This window comes from Nonomuraea sp. NPDC049504 (assembly GCF_040676845.1).
Classification (GTDB): domain Bacteria; phylum Actinomycetota; class Actinomycetes; order Streptosporangiales; family Streptosporangiaceae; genus Nonomuraea; species Nonomuraea salmonea.
In genome coordinates, this window is record NZ_JBFAPT010000011.1 from 65841 (window position 1) to 80744 (window position 14904).

Consider the following 14904-nt stretch of genomic DNA (forward strand, 5'->3'; position numbering starts at 1 on the left):
CACATCGATGAGCCGTGATGAAGGGGGAGAGTCTTGACCATTGACTCCGCTGAGTCCGCTGAGACGCTGCAGACCGCGCGCGGGTGCCCGTTCGCCCCGCCCGAGCAGCACGTGCGGCTGTTGCGCGAGCGGCCCGTCGCCAAGGTCAAGCTGCCCACGGGCCGCGACGCCTGGGTGGCCACCCGCTACGAGGACATCAGGACGGTTCTGAGCGACCCGCGCTTCAGCGCGAACCGCCGCCATCCCGCCGCGCCGCGCCTGGTCAACGACGGCAGCGAGCAGCCCGCGTCCTCGCCGCTGCCGAAGATGATGCTGGAGATGGACCCGCCCGAGCACGGACCCGTCCGCCGGGCCGTGGTCGGCGAGTTCACGCTGCGGCGCATCGCCGCCATGCGGCCGCGCATCCAGCAGATCGTGGACGAGCACCTGGACGCCATGCTGGCGGGTCCGCGCCCGGCCGACCTCGTGCACGCCGTGGCGCTGCCGGTGCCGTCGCTGGTGATCTGTGAGCTGCTCGGCGTGCCGTACGACGATCACGACTTCTTCCAGACCAACTCCGCGCAGCTGCTCAACCGGCGCGCCAGCGAGCAGGAACGCCAGCACGCCGTGCTGGAGCTGGCCATCTACCTCGACAAGCTGATCACCGCCAAGGAGCAGCAGCCCACCGACGACCTGCTCGGCCGCCAGATCGTCAAGCAGCGCGAAACCGGCACGGTGGACCACCAGGCGCTCATCAGCCTGGCGTTCCTGCTGCTCATCGGCGGTCACGAGACGACCGCGAACATGATCTCGCTGGGCACGTACCTGCTGCTCCAAGAGCATCCCGAGGCGGCGGCCGCGCTGCGCGAGCACCCCGAGAAGGCCGAGCACGCCGTCGAGGAGCTGCTGCGCTACTTCACGATCGCCGAGTTCGCGATGGCGCGGGTCACGCTGGAGGACGTCGAGCTGAGCGGCACCGTGATCCCGGCCGGGTCGGGCGTGCTCATGCTGGCCAACGCCGGCAACCGCGACCCCGAGGTGTTCGAGGACCCCGAGCGGTTCGACATCGAACGCGGCGCCCGCAACCACCTCGCCTTCGGCTACGGCGCCCACCAGTGCCTGGGCCAGAACCTGGCGCGGGTGGAGCTGGAGATCTTCTTCAGCACGCTGTTCCGCCGGGTGCCGACCCTGCGGCTGGCCGTCCCGGCCGAGGAGCTGTCGTTCAAGGAGGAGGCCGCGGTCTACGGCATGCACGAGCTGCCCGTCACCTGGTGACCAGCTGCATCGGCAGCAGCGACGCGTTGGCGACGCCGCCACCCAGGATCAGCCCGAGCCCAGGGCGGCGGCGACCTCGTGGCGGCGCGTCACCAGCTTCGCGGCGCCGCCGAGCAGCCACGTGCCCACCTCATCAGCCGGGCCGTCGTGCGTCCACCTCGATCTCGATCTTCATGCGGGGATCGGACAGTCCGCACACCATCATCGTCGCGGCCGGCCGTACGTCGCCGAAGCGGCGGCGCAGCACCGGCCAGCACGGCTCGAAGTCAGCGCGAGCGGGCAGCAGGTAGCGGACCCTCACGACGTCGGCGAACGAGCAGCCCGCCTCGGCCAGCGCCCACTCCACGTTGCGCAGGCACTGCTCGGCCTGCTCGACCACGTCGTCGGAGATCGTCATGGTCGCGTAGTCGAACCCGGTCGTCCCGGACACGTGCACCCGGTCGCCGTCGATCACCGCCCGCGCGTAACCGATCTGCTCTTCGAAGGTGGACCCGCTGAGGATCACGCGTCGTTCCGTCATGGGGCGAAAAGGTAGACAACCAGCCGTTATATGTCTAATACGTCGACGAAGGTCGGGCACCCGCTGTTCACCAAGGGGCCCAGCACGGTGGCCCGCACCGCCGCCGGGCGTCAACTCCTGCCCGCCGCCCGGCGCGGGCTCGGCGAGCTCACCGCCGGCCTGGACGCGGCCCGGCGCATCGGCAGCGGGGCGGCCGCCCAGCACGTCGCGGACCGCATGCCGCCAGGTTTGGCGGCACCGGCGTCCACCCCGCGCAGCCGCTCGATGTCCTCGGGGACCGGGAGGACCAGGGGCGATACGTCCAAGGCGCCCGGGTCGATGACGTGATGTCCGCAGGCGTATGGATCAGCGCGAGCCCACCTTGGCTTCGAGGTGGGTGGCGAGTTCCGTGGGGTGGGTGAGCTGCGGGTAGTGGCCGGCGCCGTCGATCGTGGTCACGGGGACGTCCACCGCGGTGGTCAGCGGATCGGCCGAGCCGACGACGATCTCCACGGGCACGTCGACGCGCTCCAGGAGGCGGCGCAGCTCGTCGCGCTGGGCGTGGGCGGCACGCAGGGCGGCGACGACGGCACGGGCGCGGCCGGGGCGGGCCAGGTCGGCCGTGCTGCCCTCCGGGACACCCAGCGTCCTGGCCAGGCGGGCGGCGGGCAAGTGGCGCAGCAGCGGCACCGCCGCCCACGACCGCAGCAGCCGGGAGGCGGGGTTCTGCAGGAACGCAGGAGCCACCAGCACCAGACGGGAGATCGCGCCGGGGTGGGCAACGGCGTAGCGGAGTGCGGGGCCGCAGGCGAACGAGTGCGCCACCAGCACCGGCCGCGTCGTCACCGGCCCCAACAGCTCGGCCATCCACCCCTCCAACGCGCCCGGATCCAACGCCCTCGCGCCGACTCGCCCTGCCCGAGCTTGGCCCACCGTTGCCCCTGGGTCGGTCCGCCCGGCCCGAGGCCGACCCGCCGTTACCCTCGGACTGGCCTGCTCTGCCCGAGCCCGGCTCGCCGTTGAACTCGGGGCCGCCTGCTCTGCCCGAGCTTGGCCCACCGTTGCCCTTTGGCCGGCTCCCTCTTCCTGAGCCTGGCCCGCCGCGGGATTTGGCGGTATGGCGGATCTGCCGTGACCCGGGAGGTCGGCGGTCAGGGCCGGGGTGTCGAGGCGGGCGGTGACCTGGGTCCAGGAGCCGGCGTCCAGGGGGAGGCCGTGGAGCAGGACGTGGCCGGGTCGCTCCCGGTCGCCGGTCAGCCAGGTGCGGACGCCTGCCACGTCCTGATAGCCGTAGCGGGCGGTGGCTGGCGAGGCGGTGCCGAAGCGGGCCGCCACCAGGGCGTCGGCCCAGGTCGTGAGCACGGTCTCGGTGGGTGGCTGGCTGAGGCCGGCCTTTTCGGCGAAGGCCCGCGCGGGCGCGGTGTCGTAGCGGTCGGCCGACAGGAACGACAGCGTCTCGGGGTTCACACCGGTCAGCGCCCGGGGGAGGCGGCGCAGCAGGCCGACCAGGACCGAGCGCCGGGGCGCTCGCACGCCCATGTGACGGGCCAGCAGCGCTATGAGGTCCGGCAGGACGGGGGTGCGGTCGTCGAGGATCCAGTACGCCCGGCCGGCCGTCTCCTCGTGCTCGGGCAGCCGGGTCATGAACGCCGCGAGATAGCCGACGTCCACGACCGGCACGAACACCTCGCGCCCGCCCGGCAAGGCGGGCAGGCGGCCGTGCCACAGGTCCGCCACCACCGACGCCAACCCGACGTACTGGCCGGGCCCGACGGCGGTGGAGGGGTTGGCGATGGTGAGCGGGATGCCACGCGCGCGGGCGCGGGCCCGCACCGCCGCGTCACCCTCCTTCTTCGACGCCTCGTACGCCCCCAGCCGCCGGTAGTCGGGCGCAGAGCTGTCCGCAGAGCCGTCCGCAGAGCCGTCCGCGCTGACGCGGTACCCGCTGACGTGCACGACGCGCCGCAGGGCCGGCAGTCCGGCGGCCCAGTCGAGGACGTTGAGCGCGCCGGTCACGTTCGCCGCCCGCGCCTCGGCCACGCTCAGCCCGAACGCGAAGCGGGCCGCGCAGTTGTAGACGTCGCGCACGCCGTCCAGGCCGGTGGGCGGCAGGCCGAGGCCGCTCCGGGTGATGTCGGCGCGGATGACGCTCAGCCCGCCGAGCGGCACGTCCTGACCCGCCAGCCAGGAGGTAAGCCGGTCGGCGTCGCCGCGAACGGCGGCGGCGACCCGCCGCCCACGGCGCAGCAGCTCGGCGACCACGAAACGGCCGATGAAACCGCCCGCACCAAAGACGACGGAGTCCGGCGATCCAGCGGACGGATCAAGAGGGCTGGCAGAGCTGGGCAGATCAAAGGGGCCGGAGAAGTCGGGCTGGTCGAGAGGGCTGGGAGAGTCGGAGGGCACGGGGGTTCTCCTCAGTGGGTGGTGAGCAGAAGGGTGGCGCGGCGGGATGCGGCGTCGAGGGGGCGGCGGGAGCGGCGGGCTCTGGCCAGCAGGAGCGCGCCCTCGATCAGGGCGAGCACGGTCGTGGCGGTGTCGTCGGCGTCGGGGTGGCCGTCGGCGGCGAGCCGGTCGGCCAGGATGCGCTCCCAGGAGGCGTAGACCTCGGCGCACACCTGCTGGAGCACGTCATGAGTGGCCGCCAGCTCCAGCGCGACGGTGGCGACCGGGCAGCCCTTGCGCCACCCGGACGCCTCCAGCCGGTCACCGAGCAGCGTAATCATGCCGGTGAGCAGGGCCGTCGTGTCGGGCGCCGTGGCGGCGAGCCCGTCCACGGCGGCGGCGATCTCTCGCCCGGCCCGCCGCAGCGCCTCGGCGACCAGCTCGTCCTTGCCGCCGGGGAAGTGGAAGTAGAGCGAGCCCCGGGGCATCCCGCTGGCCGCGATCACCTGGTTGAGCCCGGCACCGAAGTAGCCGCCTGCCTCGATCAGCTCCTGGGTGGTGTCGAGCAGCCGTCCGCGCGTCTCCGCGCCTTTACGTCCCATGCCAGAAAAAGTAGACCGGTCTTCATATTTTGACAACTCGGCAAGCCTACGCAGGAGCGCAGGTCAGGTGGTGGCGCCCCAGGTGAGGGACAGGCCGGTGGCGGCGCGTTCGGTGCGGATCTCCATCATGCTGCCCAGGATCGTGGCGTGGTCGGACACCACGGGCGTGGCGTCGAGCGTCGCGGTGACGCGGGTGCTGATCAGCACCGGGCTGCCCTCCGGCTCGAGCAGGTGACGGGCGGCCGCGGCGTCGAGCAGGCCGGGCCGCACCACCTCCGACGCGCGGGCGACCGCCACGCCCGCGTCGGCGAGCGCGGTGTAGAGGGAGACCTCGGTGAAGTCGCGGTCGCGGATGTGGTCGGCCATCGGCCGGCGTACCCAGGAGACCTGGTGGACGGCCGGGCGGCCGGCGAACTCGCGGACCCGCTCAAGACGCAGCGCGCTCTCGCCGGGCGGCAGCCGCAGCTCGGCGGCGATCCTGGCGGGAGCGCGGCGTACCGCCCGGCCCACGACGACGGTGCGTACGTCGTGGCCCTGCTTGCGCAGGTCGTCGGCCAGGCTGCGGAGCGAGTCGAGCTGGTAGGCCAGATGCGGCGGCGCGACGAACGTGCCCTTGCCAGGCCGCTGCACGATCAGCCGCTCGTCGCTGAGCTGCCGCAACGCCTGGCGCAGCGTCATCAGGGTGACCCCGTAGGAGGCGCTCAGCTCGCGCTGCGGCGGCAGCGCCTCGCCAGGGGCGTAGTGGCCGGACCGGATCTTCGCGGCGAGGTCGGCGGCGATGGCGCGGTATCTCGCCTCGTGCCCGGCTTCGGCGGTCATCGTGGTGCATCACTCCTGGTCGAGGGCCTCCCGCAGGCTCGTGACGAAGGCCCGCAGGTCATCCGGCCCCGCACCGTCGAGCACCCGCCGCATGACGGCGGCGCCGACCACCACGCCGTCGGCGTGCCGGCGGGCCTCGCGGGCCTGGTCCGGGGTGGAGATGCCGAATCCTAGCAAGACCGGCAGGTCGGTGACCCGCCTGAGCCGCGCGGCGAGCCGCTCCGCCGAGCCGGCGAGCGTGGCCCGCTCACCGGTGGTGCCCATGAGCGACACGGCGTAGACGAAGCCGCGGCTGCGGGCGCCGATCTCGGCCAGTCTCGGCTCCGGCGTGGTCGGCGAGGCGAGCAGGGCGGGCTCGATGCCGGTCGCCGTAGCTGCGTCGGTCAGCTCGTCCACCTCGTGCACCGGCAGGTCGGGCACGATCAGGCCGGCGACGCCCGCCTGGCGCAGCGCGGCGCAGAACGGCTCGGGACCGGCGTTCAGCACCAGGTTGTAGTAGGTGCTGACGACCAGGGGCACGCCCACGTCGGGCATCACGGCGAGGATGCCGCGGGTGTTCGCGCCTCTGGCCAGCGCGGTCTGGCTCGCCTGCTGGATGGTGGGGCCGTCCAGCGTGGGGTCGGAGAAGGGCAGGCCGACCTCGATCGCGTCCGCCCCCGCTTCGGCGAAGGCGTGCAGGTAGTCGGTCCAGTCAGGTGTGATGCCGGCGGTGACGTACGGCATGAGCAGGCCGCGGCCGGTGTCACGGGCGGCCCGCAGGTGGCGTTCGACCGCTCCGGAGACCAGGACGGAGTCGTTCACAGCAGCTCCTTCAACGTCGCCATGTCCTTGTCGCCGCGCCCGGACAGCGTCATCAGCACCGTCGATCCGGCCGGCAGGTCGCCGTCGGCGGCCGCGCGGATGATCCAGGCGAGGGCGTGCGCCGATTCGAGCGCGGGCAGGATGCCCTCGGTGCGCGCCAGCCGTACGGCGGCGGCGACCGCCTCCTCGTCGGTCACCGTGACGTAGCGGGCCCTGCCCAGGTCGCGCAGGTGGGCGTGCTCGGGGCCGACGCCGGGGTAGTCGAGCCCGGCGGCGATGGAGTGCGCCTCAGTGATCTGCCCGTCGCCGTCCTGGAGGAACAGCGAGCGGGCGCCGTGCAGCACGCCGAGCCGGCCGCGCGCGGCTCCCGCGCCGCCCTCGGCCTCCACGCCGACCAGCCGCGCCGAGGTGTCGGCGAACCCGGCGAACGTGCCGGCCGCGTTCGAGCCGCCGCCGACGCAGGCCACCACGTGCTCGGGGACGCCGGTGGGCAGCTCGGCGGCGCACTGGGCGCGCGCCTCGTCGCCGATGACCCGCTGCAGCTCCCTGACCAGATACGGGTACGGGTCGGGCCCGACGACCGAGCCGATGCAGTAGTGGGAGTCGCCGGTGGTGCCCACCCAGTGGCGCATGGCCTCGCTGGTGGCGTCCTTGAGCGTACGGCTGCCCGTGGTCACCGGCACCACCTCGGCGCCGAGTACGCGCATGCGGAAGACGTTCAGCTCCTGGCGTTCGATGTCGCGGGCGCCCATGAACACCGTGGCGCGCAGCCCGAGCAGCGCGGCGGCGGTGGCGGTGGCCACGCCGTGCTGGCCCGCGCCGGTCTCGGCGATCAGCCTGGTCTTGCCCATGCGGGTGGCCAGCAGCGCCTGGCCCAGCACGTTGTTGATCTTGTGAGAGCCGGTGTGGGTGAGGTCCTCGCGCTTGAGGTAGAGCCGCACGCCCAGCTCGTCCGACAGACGGGCGGCGGGGGTGAGCGGGGTGGGGCGGCCGGCGTGCACGGCCAGCAGTGTGGCCAGCGCGTTGCGGAAGCCGGGGTCGGCCCAGGCGGCGCGGAACGCCTCGTCCACCTCGCGGCAGGCCTCCACCAGGGACTCCGGGGCGTACCTGCCGCCGTACGCGCCGAACCTGCCGCGTTCCTGGGGCTCTTTCATCGTCGTGCCGGGCGGGGCCGGGTCTCTCCAGGGCAGCACGTCGTCCATGCCGAACTCCTCTCGTTATAGAACTCCTCCGAGAGTTCTATAACAGTGAGTGTGGCATGGAACCCACGGGACGCGCCACCGGCCCCTGGGGGACTGGTATGCTGATCAAGCACCTGTCAGCCTCCTCGCCCGCCGCGAGGAGGCTTTTTTTGTGCCCGGAAACCGGGCGAACCCTCTCTGATGGAGATTGAGATGAGTGCGACGTGGCGGCTCGGCGACCTGACCGTGAACAGGATCGGTTTCGGGGCGATGCGCCTGGCCGGGCGGGTCGCCTTCGGGTCCGACCAGCGCGGGCGTGACCAGGCGATCGCGGTGCTGCGGCGGGCCGTCGAGCTCGGCGTGAACCACATCGACACCGCGGCCTTCTACTTCACCGGCGACCTCGCGGCCAACGACCTGATCAGGGAAGCCTTGGCCCCGTACCCGGACGATCTCGTCATCACCACCAAGGTCTGGCCGGCCCGCCACCCGGACGGCAAATGGTGGTGGGCCACGCCCGAGCAGCTGCGTGGCCAGGTGGAGGACAACCTGCGGGCGCTCGGCCGCGACCGGCTCGACGTGGTGAACCTGCGCGTACCCCCGAGCGCGCAGGACGGCTCGATCGCCGAGCACTTCGGCGCGCTGGCCGAGCTGCGCGACGCCGGGCTCATCCGGCACCTGGGCGTCTCCAACGTCACGGCGGAGCAACTCGCCGAGGCCCTGGCCATCGCGCCGGTGGTGTGCGTGCAGAACGCCTTCGGCGTCGGCGCCCCCGCACAGGAGCGCGAGCTGCTGCGCGGCTGCGGCGAGCAGGGCATCGCGTACGTGCCCTTCTTCGCGATCGCCGGCTCCGGCCGCGAGTCGGGGACGGGGACGAGCGAGCACGAGGCCGTGGAGGAGGTCGCCCGCGCCCACGGCGCGTCACCCGCCCAGGTCCGCCTGGCCTGGACGCTCGCCCAGGGCCCGCACGTCCTCGCCATCCCCGGCACCGGCGACCTCGACCACCTGGCCGAGAACGTGGCGGCCGGGGCTCTGCGCCTCACCGCCGACGACCTCACCCGCCTGAACGGCCTCAGCGGCTAGGGACCAGCGCGCCCTTCGCACGCGAGCCCGCAGGAGCGGGTCCTGGCTCGAACGGGTCGGCGAGTAACCGCGGGCCCTGGCACGTGCTCTGGCGGGCGCGCCGTGAGCACCGGTCAGGGGCCGCGGAAGGTGGCGCGGTAGGCGGTGGGGGAGACGCCCAGCTCGGCCTTCATGTGCAGGCGCAGTGAGCCGGCGGTGCCGAAGCCCGCGGCGACGGCGATCTCGTCGACGGGCAGGTCGGTGCGTTCCAGCAGCGAGCAGGCCCGCTCGACGCGCTGCCGGGTGAGCCACCGCCCCGGCGAGGTGCCGATCTCGTCGCGGAAGCGCCGGGTGAAGGTGCGCGTGCTCGTCGCCTCCTGGGCGGCCAGCTCGCGCAGCGTGATGGGCCGGTGCAGGTTGGTCAGCGCCCAGCGGCGCGCCCGGCCGGTCGAGGAGATCTTCGGGTCCGGCATCGGCCGCCGCACGTACTGCGCCTGCCCGCCCTCGCGGTGCGGCGGGACGACGGAGCCCCGCGCCACGTCGTTGGCGACGGCCGCGCCGTGGTCGGTGCGGATCATGTGCAGGCACAGGTCGACGCCCGACGCCCCGCCCGCCGAGGTGAGGACGCCGTCGTCGTCGGTGTAGAGCACGTCGGGGTCGACGACGACGTCGGGGAAACGCTCGCGAAGCCGGGCGGACGAGCGCCAGTGCGTGGTCGCCCGCCGCCCGGCCAGCAGACCGGCCGCGGCGAGCACGAACGCACCCGTGCAGATGGCCGCGACGCGGGTGCCGGGCCGGATCCGCTCCAGCGCGGCGACGATCGCGGGATCGAGCGGCTCGTCCGGGCGCTCGAAGTCGTTCTCGAAGTCGTTCTCGAAGTCGTCGTGCTCGAAGTCGTTCAGGGAGGCCGGCACGACGACGGTGCCGGCCTCGGCCAGCGCTTCGAGGCCGTGCGCGACGGTGAGGGTGAAGTCTCCGTCGGTACGCAGCTCGCCGGGCTCGGCCGCGCAGGTCACGACCTCGTACAGCGCGACGCCTTCGGCCGAGCGCGCCTGGCCGAAGAGCCGGTGGACGATGCCGAGCTCGAAGGAGAGCGCCCGGTCACGGGCCAGCACGGCCACCCGGTGCCGCCCATCTCCGGAGAAAACGGACATGGCCCGATCTTCGCACATGTTGTCCATCAGGCCAGTCGTGCGGGCGGGCGCCGCACGACCAGCATGGACGCCATGAACGTCCTCTGGATCCTCGCCCACCCCGAACCTCGCTCGCTCAACGGCCACCTTGCCGCAGAGGGGCAGCGCGCCCTCCGCGCGGAAGGCCACCGCGTCGAGGTGTCGGACCTGTACGCGATGGGGTGGAACCCCGTCGTCGACCCCGCCGGCTACGCCCACGACCCGGCCGAGCGGTTCCAGGTCGCCGCCGCCGCGAAGCAGGCGTACGAGAGCGGCGCGCTGAGCCCCGACATCCGTGCCGAGCAGGAGAAGATCGACCGGGCCGACACGCTCGTCGTCCAGTTCCCGATGTGGTGGTTCGGGATGCCCGCCATCCTCAAGGGCTGGTTCGACCGGGTCTGGCACCAGGGCTACGCGTACGGGCTGCGCGGCCCGGACGGCGAGTGGATCGGCTACGGCGACGGTTTCCTCGCGGGCAAGCGCGCGATGGCGGTGGTGACCATGGGCGGGCCCGGCTGGTTCTACGGCGCGCGGGGCATCCACGGCGCCGTCGACGAACTGCTGTTCCCGCTGCAGCACGGGACCCTGTTCTACGCGGGCGCGCAGGTGCTGCCCCCGGTGCTGATCTTCGGCGCCGACCGGTTCACGCCCGGCGAGGGCCGGACGGCGGCCAAGGAGCTGACCGAACGCCTGCTCGCCATCCCGGAGACCGAGCCGATCCCGTACCGGACGCAGAACGGCGGCGACTACGACGGGAACCTCGTGCTCCGGCCGGAGGTGGCCCCTGACCTGACCGGGCTGCGGGCGCACACGGCCTGACCCTCAGCAGTCGGCGAGGCGATCACCGTCGAGCGGCTAGGTACGGGCAGGCCCACATGTCCGCCCGCACCTACCCGCGGCACTTCGCCCGTGCCACCGGCACCACCCCGATCCGGTGGCTGATCCAGCAGCGCGTCCAGGCGAGCCTCGCCCTCCTGGAGACGACGGCCACGCCGATCGAGAAGGTCGCCAGGGCGGTGGGCTCCGACACGGCCGTCACCTACCGCCACCACTTCGCCGCCATCATGCGCACGTCGCCGTCGGCGTACCGGAACGCCTTCAGCGGGGCAGGCGGTCGCCGATGAGGCGGATGGCGCGGCGGATCACCTCCGCCTGGGCCGGGGCCAGGCCGTCCAGGAACGGCTCGACCGCGTCGGCGCGCCAGCCGTCCCGCGTCTGGCCTGCCAGCACGTGGTCCAGGCTGAACGCGGCCAGCTCCTCGGCCATCGGCCCCACCCGCGGGTCGTCGGGCTCCGCGCCGGCCAGCTCGTCCAGCCTGCGGTAGAAGTCGTGGCCGCGCGCCGTCAGCTCGGGGTCGGCGGCCAGCGCGTCGAGCACGGTGAACGCGCGCCCGTCCGGCGTCTTGGAGGCGCTGTCGACCAGCACCAGCAGGTCGCGGTCCCAGGCCGCCGACGCCGAGGCCGGCACGTCGATGACCTTGAGGAACGACACCAGGTCGGGGGACGCGGTGTCGTCCGGGCCGAGTGTGCCATCCTCGGCCCGGCGCAGCACCTCCGCCAGCCTGGCCCGCCGCAGGCGGATGTCGCGTTCCTGCGCGGCCAGGTCGGCGTCGATCTCGGCGAGGATCTCGGGCAGCTCCCTGGAGCGCTCCTCGGCCATGACGTCGCGGATCTCGTCGAGGCTGAGCCCGAGCCCCACCAGCCGGCGTACGCGGGCCAGGGCGATGGCGTCGCGCATGCCGTACTCGCGGTAGCCGTTGGCCAGGCGCGGCGGCTCCGGCAGGACGCCCTGGTGGTGGTAATGGCGCACCGTCCGGGTGGTCACCCCGAGCAGCGCGGCCAGCTCTCCGATCCGCATACCCCCTAGTTAAGACGTTGACGTGGCGTCAAGGTCAAGCTCAGATCTGGTTGAGGCCGCCGTCGACGTACAGGTTGGATCCGGTGACGAAGCTGCTCTGCCCGCTGGCCAGGAAGAGCACGGCGGCGGCGACCTCGTCCGGGCTGCCGAGCCGGCCCAGCGGCACCTGCGCCGCCATGTTCCGCTCGAACCCCTCCGGGTCGTCGGTCAGCCCCGACAGGCCCGGCGTGAGGATCGGGCCCGGCGTGACGGTGTTGACCCGGATGCCGCGCTCCTTCAGCTCGTTGGCCCAGGTGCGGGCGAAGGAGCGGGTGGCGGCCTTGCTGGCCGCGTACGCGCCGAACGCCGCCGCGCCCGAGTCCGCGTTGGTCGAGCCGTTCAGGATCACCGTGGCGCCGTCGTTGAGCACGGGCAGCGCCTTGCGGACGGTGAACACCATACCCCGGACGTTGATGCCGAAGATGTGGTCGAAATGCTCCTCCGTGGTCTGCTCAAGCGTGACGAACTCGGCCACCGACGCGTTGGCGAACAGCACGTCCAGGCCGCGTCCCCGCGCGCGGACCGCCTCGTAGAGCCGGTCAAGGTCGGCAAGGTTCGCGATGTCGCCGACCACTCCGGTGGCGTCGCCGATCTCGGCGACGGCGGCGTCAAGCTCGGCCTTGCGGCGGCCGGTGACGAACACGTGGGCGCCCTCGGCCGCCATCCGGACGGCGGTGGCCCGTCCGATGCCGGTGCTGCCGCCGGTGACGAGCGCGGTCTTGCCTTCAAGCAGTTTCATGCCTATGACCTCCTCATACTTCCGCATCAATCGATGCGGAACTCGCACGGTAGCACTTCTGAAGCGATCGATACAAAAGGGGTAGACTGCTCGTGTGGAGACCAGGCAGAGCGGCCCCATCGGCCGGCCACGCGCGTTCGACGCCGACGAAGCACTCGAGCGGGCCATGCTCGTGTTCTGGGAGCACGGCTACGAGGGGGCCAGCCTCAGCAGGCTGACCGAGGCGATGGGCATCTCCACCACCAGCATGTACGCCGCCTTCGGCAACAAGGAGGAGCTGTTCCGCAAGGCGCTGGAGCGCTACACCGAGGGCCCCGGCGGCTACCTCACCCGCGCGCTGGAGGAGCCGACCGCGCTCGGCGTCGCCACCTCGATCCTGGCCGGCACCGTCCGCACCACCACCCGCTCCGCCGGCCCGCCGGGCTGCCTCGGTGTCCAGGGCGCTCTGGCGGCGAGCGACTCGGGGCGCGAGGTGCGCGAGCTGCTGGTCGCCTGGCGCGAGGACGGCTGCTGCCGCGTGCGCGACCGGTTCCAGCGCGCCGTCGAGGAGGGCGACCTGCCGCCGGAGACCGATGTCACGGTGCTCGCCCGCTATGTCACGGCCCTGGCCTTCGGCATCGCCGTGCAGGCCGCGAGCGGCGTCGGCCGCGACGAGCTGCAGGCGATGGCCGACGCCGCGCTGCGCACCTGGCCGCTGTCGTGAAAAGCGTTGGACGGGCCGGTTGCCTGGCTTGTAGCGTGCCGGTGACCGTGACCCGGCCGGAGGAGGTGAGACCCATGAACGCTGTAGCGACGTGGGCGCTCCGCCCTCCCGCCACGGTCGGGCGGCCGACGTAGGTGCCGCCGGGAGCGCCGCCCCGAAGGCACTCCCGAAAGGCACCACCCATGCACGCTTCCCCCTACGACGTCGTCATCGCCGGCTGCGGGCCCACCGGCGCGATGCTCGCCGCCGAGCTGCGGCTGCACGACGTACGGGTCCTCGTCCTGGAGCAGGACACCGAACCCGGATCGATGGTCCGCGTCGTCGGCCTGCACATCCGCAGCCTGGAGCTGATGGCCATGCGGGGCCTGCTCCACCGGCTGCTCCCGCACGGCCGGCGCCGCCCGGCGGCCGGCTTCTTCGCCGCCATCCCCGCGCCCCAGCCCGAGGGCCTCGACTCCCCGTACGCCTACCTGCTCGGCATCCCGCAACCGGTCATCAACCGCCTGCTGGAGGAGCACGCCGTCGCGCTGGGCGCCCACGTCAGGCACGGGCGCGCGGTGACCGGCTTCGAGCAGGACGACGATGGCGTGACCGTCGAGCTGTCCGGCGGCGAGCGGGTGCGCTCGCGCTACCTCGTCGGCTGTGACGGGGCGCGCAGCACCGTACGCAAGCGGCTCGGCGTCGCCTTCCCCGGCGAGCCCTCGCGCAACGACACGCTCATGGGCGAGATGGAGGCCGGCGTGCCGCAGGAGGAGATCGCCGCCACGGTCGCCGCGGTCGCCGGGTCCCACCGGCCCTTCTGGATCAGGCCCTTCGGCGGCGGCGCGACGTACAGCGTCGTCGTCCCGGCGGCGGACGTCAGCGACCGGTCGGAACCGCCCACGCTCGACGACTTCCGGCGGCAGTTGCGTGCTGTCGCGGGCACCGACTTCGGCGTGCACGCGCCGCGCTGGTTGTCCCGCTTCGGCGACGCCACCCGCCTCGCCGACCGCTACCGGGTGGGGCGGGTGCTGCTGGCCGGGGACGCGGCGCACATCCATCCGCCGTTCGGCGGGCAGGGACTCAACCTGGGCGTCCAGGACGCGGTCAACCTCGGCTGGAAACTGGCGGCGCGGATCCGCGGCTGGGCGCCGGACCCGCTCCTCGACACCTACCACGCCGAACGCCATCCGGTGGCCGCCGACGTGCTGGACAACACCCGCGCCCAGGCGGAGCTGGCCTCCCCAGAGCCCGGCCCGCGCGCCGTGCGGCGGCTGCTCACCGAGCTGGTGGCCTTCGACGAGGTCAACCGTCACCTCATCGAGAAGATCACCGGCCTCGCCGTCCGCTACGACTTCGGCCCCGGCCCCGGCCTGCTCGGCCGCCGCCTGCCCGATCTGGAGCTGAAGCGGGGCCGCCTCTACCCCCTGCTGCGTCAGGGCCGCGGCCTGCTGCTCGACCGCACGGAACGCCTCACCACCGGCCCCTGGTCGGACCGCGTCGATCAGCTCACGGATCCGGGGGCGGCGCTGGACGCCCCGTGCGTCCTGCTCCGCCCGGACGGCCACGTCGCCTGGATCGGCGACGACCAGCGGGACCTGGACAACTGCCTCGCGCGCTGGTTCGGCGCGCCCGTCGCACCCGGCCGGGAAGCCGGGTGGTGACCTCCTGCGGCACCCAGCCGTCGCCGTCCGGGTGGCTGAACGACAGGGACGAGCCGTAGGGCCGGCCGGCGGAAACCGGTCAGGCGCCGGCCGGCTGGGGCAGGGCGGCCTTGGCGTTCCTGCCGCGCTCGCCGGCCGGCACCTCGGC

At 73.2% G+C, this 14904-nt stretch carries 17 protein-coding genes; 7 read left to right on the forward strand and 10 right to left on the reverse strand.

Annotated elements, in window-relative coordinates; translation table 11 throughout:
- The first annotated feature begins 33 nt into the window (after positions 1–33).
- Positions 34–1254 (forward strand): cytochrome P450, encoded by a 1221-nt coding sequence (locus tag AB0K28_RS21775; RefSeq protein ID WP_345406941.1) that lies wholly within the window; start codon positions 34–36, stop codon positions 1252–1254.
- On the opposite strand, the gene AB0K28_RS21780 is transcribed toward AB0K28_RS21775, so the two are convergent.
- Together AB0K28_RS21780 and AB0K28_RS21785 are read right to left on the reverse strand one after the other, a co-directional pair.
- The gene (locus tag AB0K28_RS21780; RefSeq protein ID WP_364372735.1) at positions 1244–1375 is read right to left on the reverse strand and encodes a hypothetical protein; all 132 of its coding nucleotides are present in this window, start codon (positions 1373–1375) and stop codon (positions 1244–1246) included. The two genes, AB0K28_RS21775 and AB0K28_RS21780, sit on opposite strands and share 11 nt — an antisense overlap.
- A 12-nt stretch (positions 1376–1387) precedes the next feature.
- On the reverse strand, positions 1388–1774 hold the full coding sequence (locus AB0K28_RS21785) for a RidA family protein (RefSeq protein ID WP_345406944.1): 387 nt from the start codon (positions 1772–1774) through the stop codon (positions 1388–1390).
- Positions 1775–1804: 30 nt separating this feature from the next.
- Here AB0K28_RS21785 and AB0K28_RS21790 point away from each other — a divergent pair, with 30 nt between their 5' ends.
- Positions 1805–2101, forward strand: coding sequence for a hypothetical protein (locus AB0K28_RS21790; RefSeq protein ID WP_364372738.1), 297 nt, complete (start codon positions 1805–1807; stop codon positions 2099–2101).
- Positions 2102–2119: 18 nt separating this feature from the next.
- On the opposite strand, the gene AB0K28_RS21795 is transcribed toward AB0K28_RS21790, so the two are convergent.
- The 5 genes from AB0K28_RS21795 to trpB form a co-directional block, all read right to left on the reverse strand.
- Positions 2120–4159: an alpha/beta fold hydrolase gene (locus tag AB0K28_RS21795; RefSeq protein ID WP_364372741.1), complete on the reverse strand. Its 2040-nt coding sequence runs from the start codon at positions 4157–4159 to the stop codon at positions 2120–2122.
- 11 nt (positions 4160–4170) lie between these two features.
- Positions 4171–4740 (reverse strand): TetR/AcrR family transcriptional regulator, encoded by a 570-nt coding sequence (locus AB0K28_RS21800; RefSeq protein ID WP_364372744.1) that lies wholly within the window; start codon positions 4738–4740, stop codon positions 4171–4173.
- 63 nt (positions 4741–4803) lie between these two features.
- The gene (locus AB0K28_RS21805; protein WP_364372747.1) at positions 4804–5559 is read right to left on the reverse strand and encodes a GntR family transcriptional regulator; all 756 of its coding nucleotides are present in this window, start codon (positions 5557–5559) and stop codon (positions 4804–4806) included.
- 9 nt (positions 5560–5568) lie between these two features.
- Positions 5569–6360 carry a tryptophan synthase subunit alpha gene (gene trpA, locus AB0K28_RS21810; protein ID WP_364372750.1) on the reverse strand — a complete coding sequence of 264 codons (792 nt, stop codon included), beginning with the start codon at positions 6358–6360 and terminating at the stop codon, positions 5569–5571.
- A complete protein-coding gene (trpB, locus tag AB0K28_RS21815) occupies positions 6357–7514 on the reverse strand; it encodes a tryptophan synthase subunit beta (protein WP_364373296.1) in 1158 nt (385 codons plus the stop codon). Before trpB ends, trpA begins: the two co-directional genes overlap by 4 nt.
- Before the next feature lie 240 nt (positions 7515–7754).
- On the opposite strand from trpB, the gene AB0K28_RS21820 reads away from it, so the two are divergent.
- Positions 7755–8624, forward strand: a complete 870-nt coding sequence (locus AB0K28_RS21820) for an oxidoreductase (RefSeq protein ID WP_364372753.1) — start codon at positions 7755–7757, stop codon at positions 8622–8624.
- 113 nt (positions 8625–8737) lie between these two features.
- Here AB0K28_RS21820 and AB0K28_RS21825 read toward each other — a convergent pair whose 3' ends face one another.
- Positions 8738–9757 carry a helix-turn-helix domain-containing protein gene (locus AB0K28_RS21825; RefSeq protein ID WP_364372756.1) on the reverse strand — a complete coding sequence of 340 codons (1020 nt, stop codon included), beginning with the start codon at positions 9755–9757 and terminating at the stop codon, positions 8738–8740.
- Positions 9758–9829: 72 nt separating this feature from the next.
- Here AB0K28_RS21825 and AB0K28_RS21830 point away from each other — a divergent pair, with 72 nt between their 5' ends.
- The gene (locus AB0K28_RS21830) at positions 9830–10594 is read left to right on the forward strand and encodes an NAD(P)H-dependent oxidoreductase (protein WP_345406973.1); all 765 of its coding nucleotides are present in this window, start codon (positions 9830–9832) and stop codon (positions 10592–10594) included.
- A 56-nt stretch (positions 10595–10650) separates the two neighbouring features.
- Positions 10651–10899 (forward strand): helix-turn-helix domain-containing protein, encoded by a 249-nt coding sequence (locus AB0K28_RS21835; RefSeq protein WP_364372759.1) that lies wholly within the window; start codon positions 10651–10653, stop codon positions 10897–10899.
- Here the strand turns inward: AB0K28_RS21835 and AB0K28_RS21840 are convergent.
- Complete coding sequence (locus AB0K28_RS21840; RefSeq protein WP_364372762.1) at positions 10874–11632, reverse strand: MerR family transcriptional regulator; 759 nt, start codon at positions 11630–11632, stop codon at positions 10874–10876. The two genes, AB0K28_RS21835 and AB0K28_RS21840, sit on opposite strands and share 26 nt — an antisense overlap.
- Positions 11633–11672: 40 nt before the next feature.
- Positions 11673–12410, reverse strand: coding sequence for an SDR family oxidoreductase (locus AB0K28_RS21845; RefSeq protein ID WP_364372765.1), 738 nt, complete (start codon positions 12408–12410; stop codon positions 11673–11675).
- A gap of 94 nt (positions 12411–12504) precedes the next feature.
- Between AB0K28_RS21845 and AB0K28_RS21850 the strand changes: the two genes are divergently transcribed.
- Both AB0K28_RS21850 and AB0K28_RS21855 read left to right on the forward strand, forming a co-directional pair.
- On the forward strand, positions 12505–13113 hold the full coding sequence (locus tag AB0K28_RS21850; protein ID WP_364372768.1) for a TetR/AcrR family transcriptional regulator: 609 nt from the start codon (positions 12505–12507) through the stop codon (positions 13111–13113).
- A 182-nt stretch (positions 13114–13295) separates the two neighbouring features.
- Positions 13296–14756: an FAD-dependent monooxygenase gene (locus AB0K28_RS21855; RefSeq protein WP_364372771.1), complete on the forward strand. Its 1461-nt coding sequence runs from the start codon at positions 13296–13298 to the stop codon at positions 14754–14756.
- Positions 14757–14904 lie beyond the last annotated feature (148 nt).

Coding starts and splice junctions, on each gene's coding strand:
- AB0K28_RS21785 (WP_345406944.1), bottom strand. CDS start 1,774: ATGACGGAACGACGCGTGATCCTCAGCGGGTCCACCTTCGAAGAGCAG.
- AB0K28_RS21790 (WP_364372738.1), top strand. CDS start 1,805: ATGTCTAATACGTCGACGAAGGTCGGGCACCCGCTGTTCACCAAGGGG.
- AB0K28_RS21800 (WP_364372744.1), bottom strand. CDS start 4,740: ATGGGACGTAAAGGCGCGGAGACGCGCGGACGGCTGCTCGACACCACC.
- AB0K28_RS21805 (WP_364372747.1), bottom strand. CDS start 5,559: ATGACCGCCGAAGCCGGGCACGAGGCGAGATACCGCGCCATCGCCGCC.
- trpB (WP_364373296.1), bottom strand. CDS start 7,514: ATGAAAGAGCCCCAGGAACGCGGCAGGTTCGGCGCGTACGGCGGCAGG.
- AB0K28_RS21820 (WP_364372753.1), top strand. CDS start 7,755: ATGAGTGCGACGTGGCGGCTCGGCGACCTGACCGTGAACAGGATCGGT.
- AB0K28_RS21825 (WP_364372756.1), bottom strand. CDS start 9,757: ATGTCCGTTTTCTCCGGAGATGGGCGGCACCGGGTGGCCGTGCTGGCC.
- AB0K28_RS21830 (WP_345406973.1), top strand. CDS start 9,830: ATGAACGTCCTCTGGATCCTCGCCCACCCCGAACCTCGCTCGCTCAAC.
- AB0K28_RS21835 (WP_364372759.1), top strand. CDS start 10,651: ATGTCCGCCCGCACCTACCCGCGGCACTTCGCCCGTGCCACCGGCACC.
- AB0K28_RS21840 (WP_364372762.1), bottom strand. CDS start 11,632: ATGCGGATCGGAGAGCTGGCCGCGCTGCTCGGGGTGACCACCCGGACG.
- AB0K28_RS21845 (WP_364372765.1), bottom strand. CDS start 12,410: ATGAAACTGCTTGAAGGCAAGACCGCGCTCGTCACCGGCGGCAGCACC.
- AB0K28_RS21855 (WP_364372771.1), top strand. CDS start 13,296: ATGCACGCTTCCCCCTACGACGTCGTCATCGCCGGCTGCGGGCCCACC.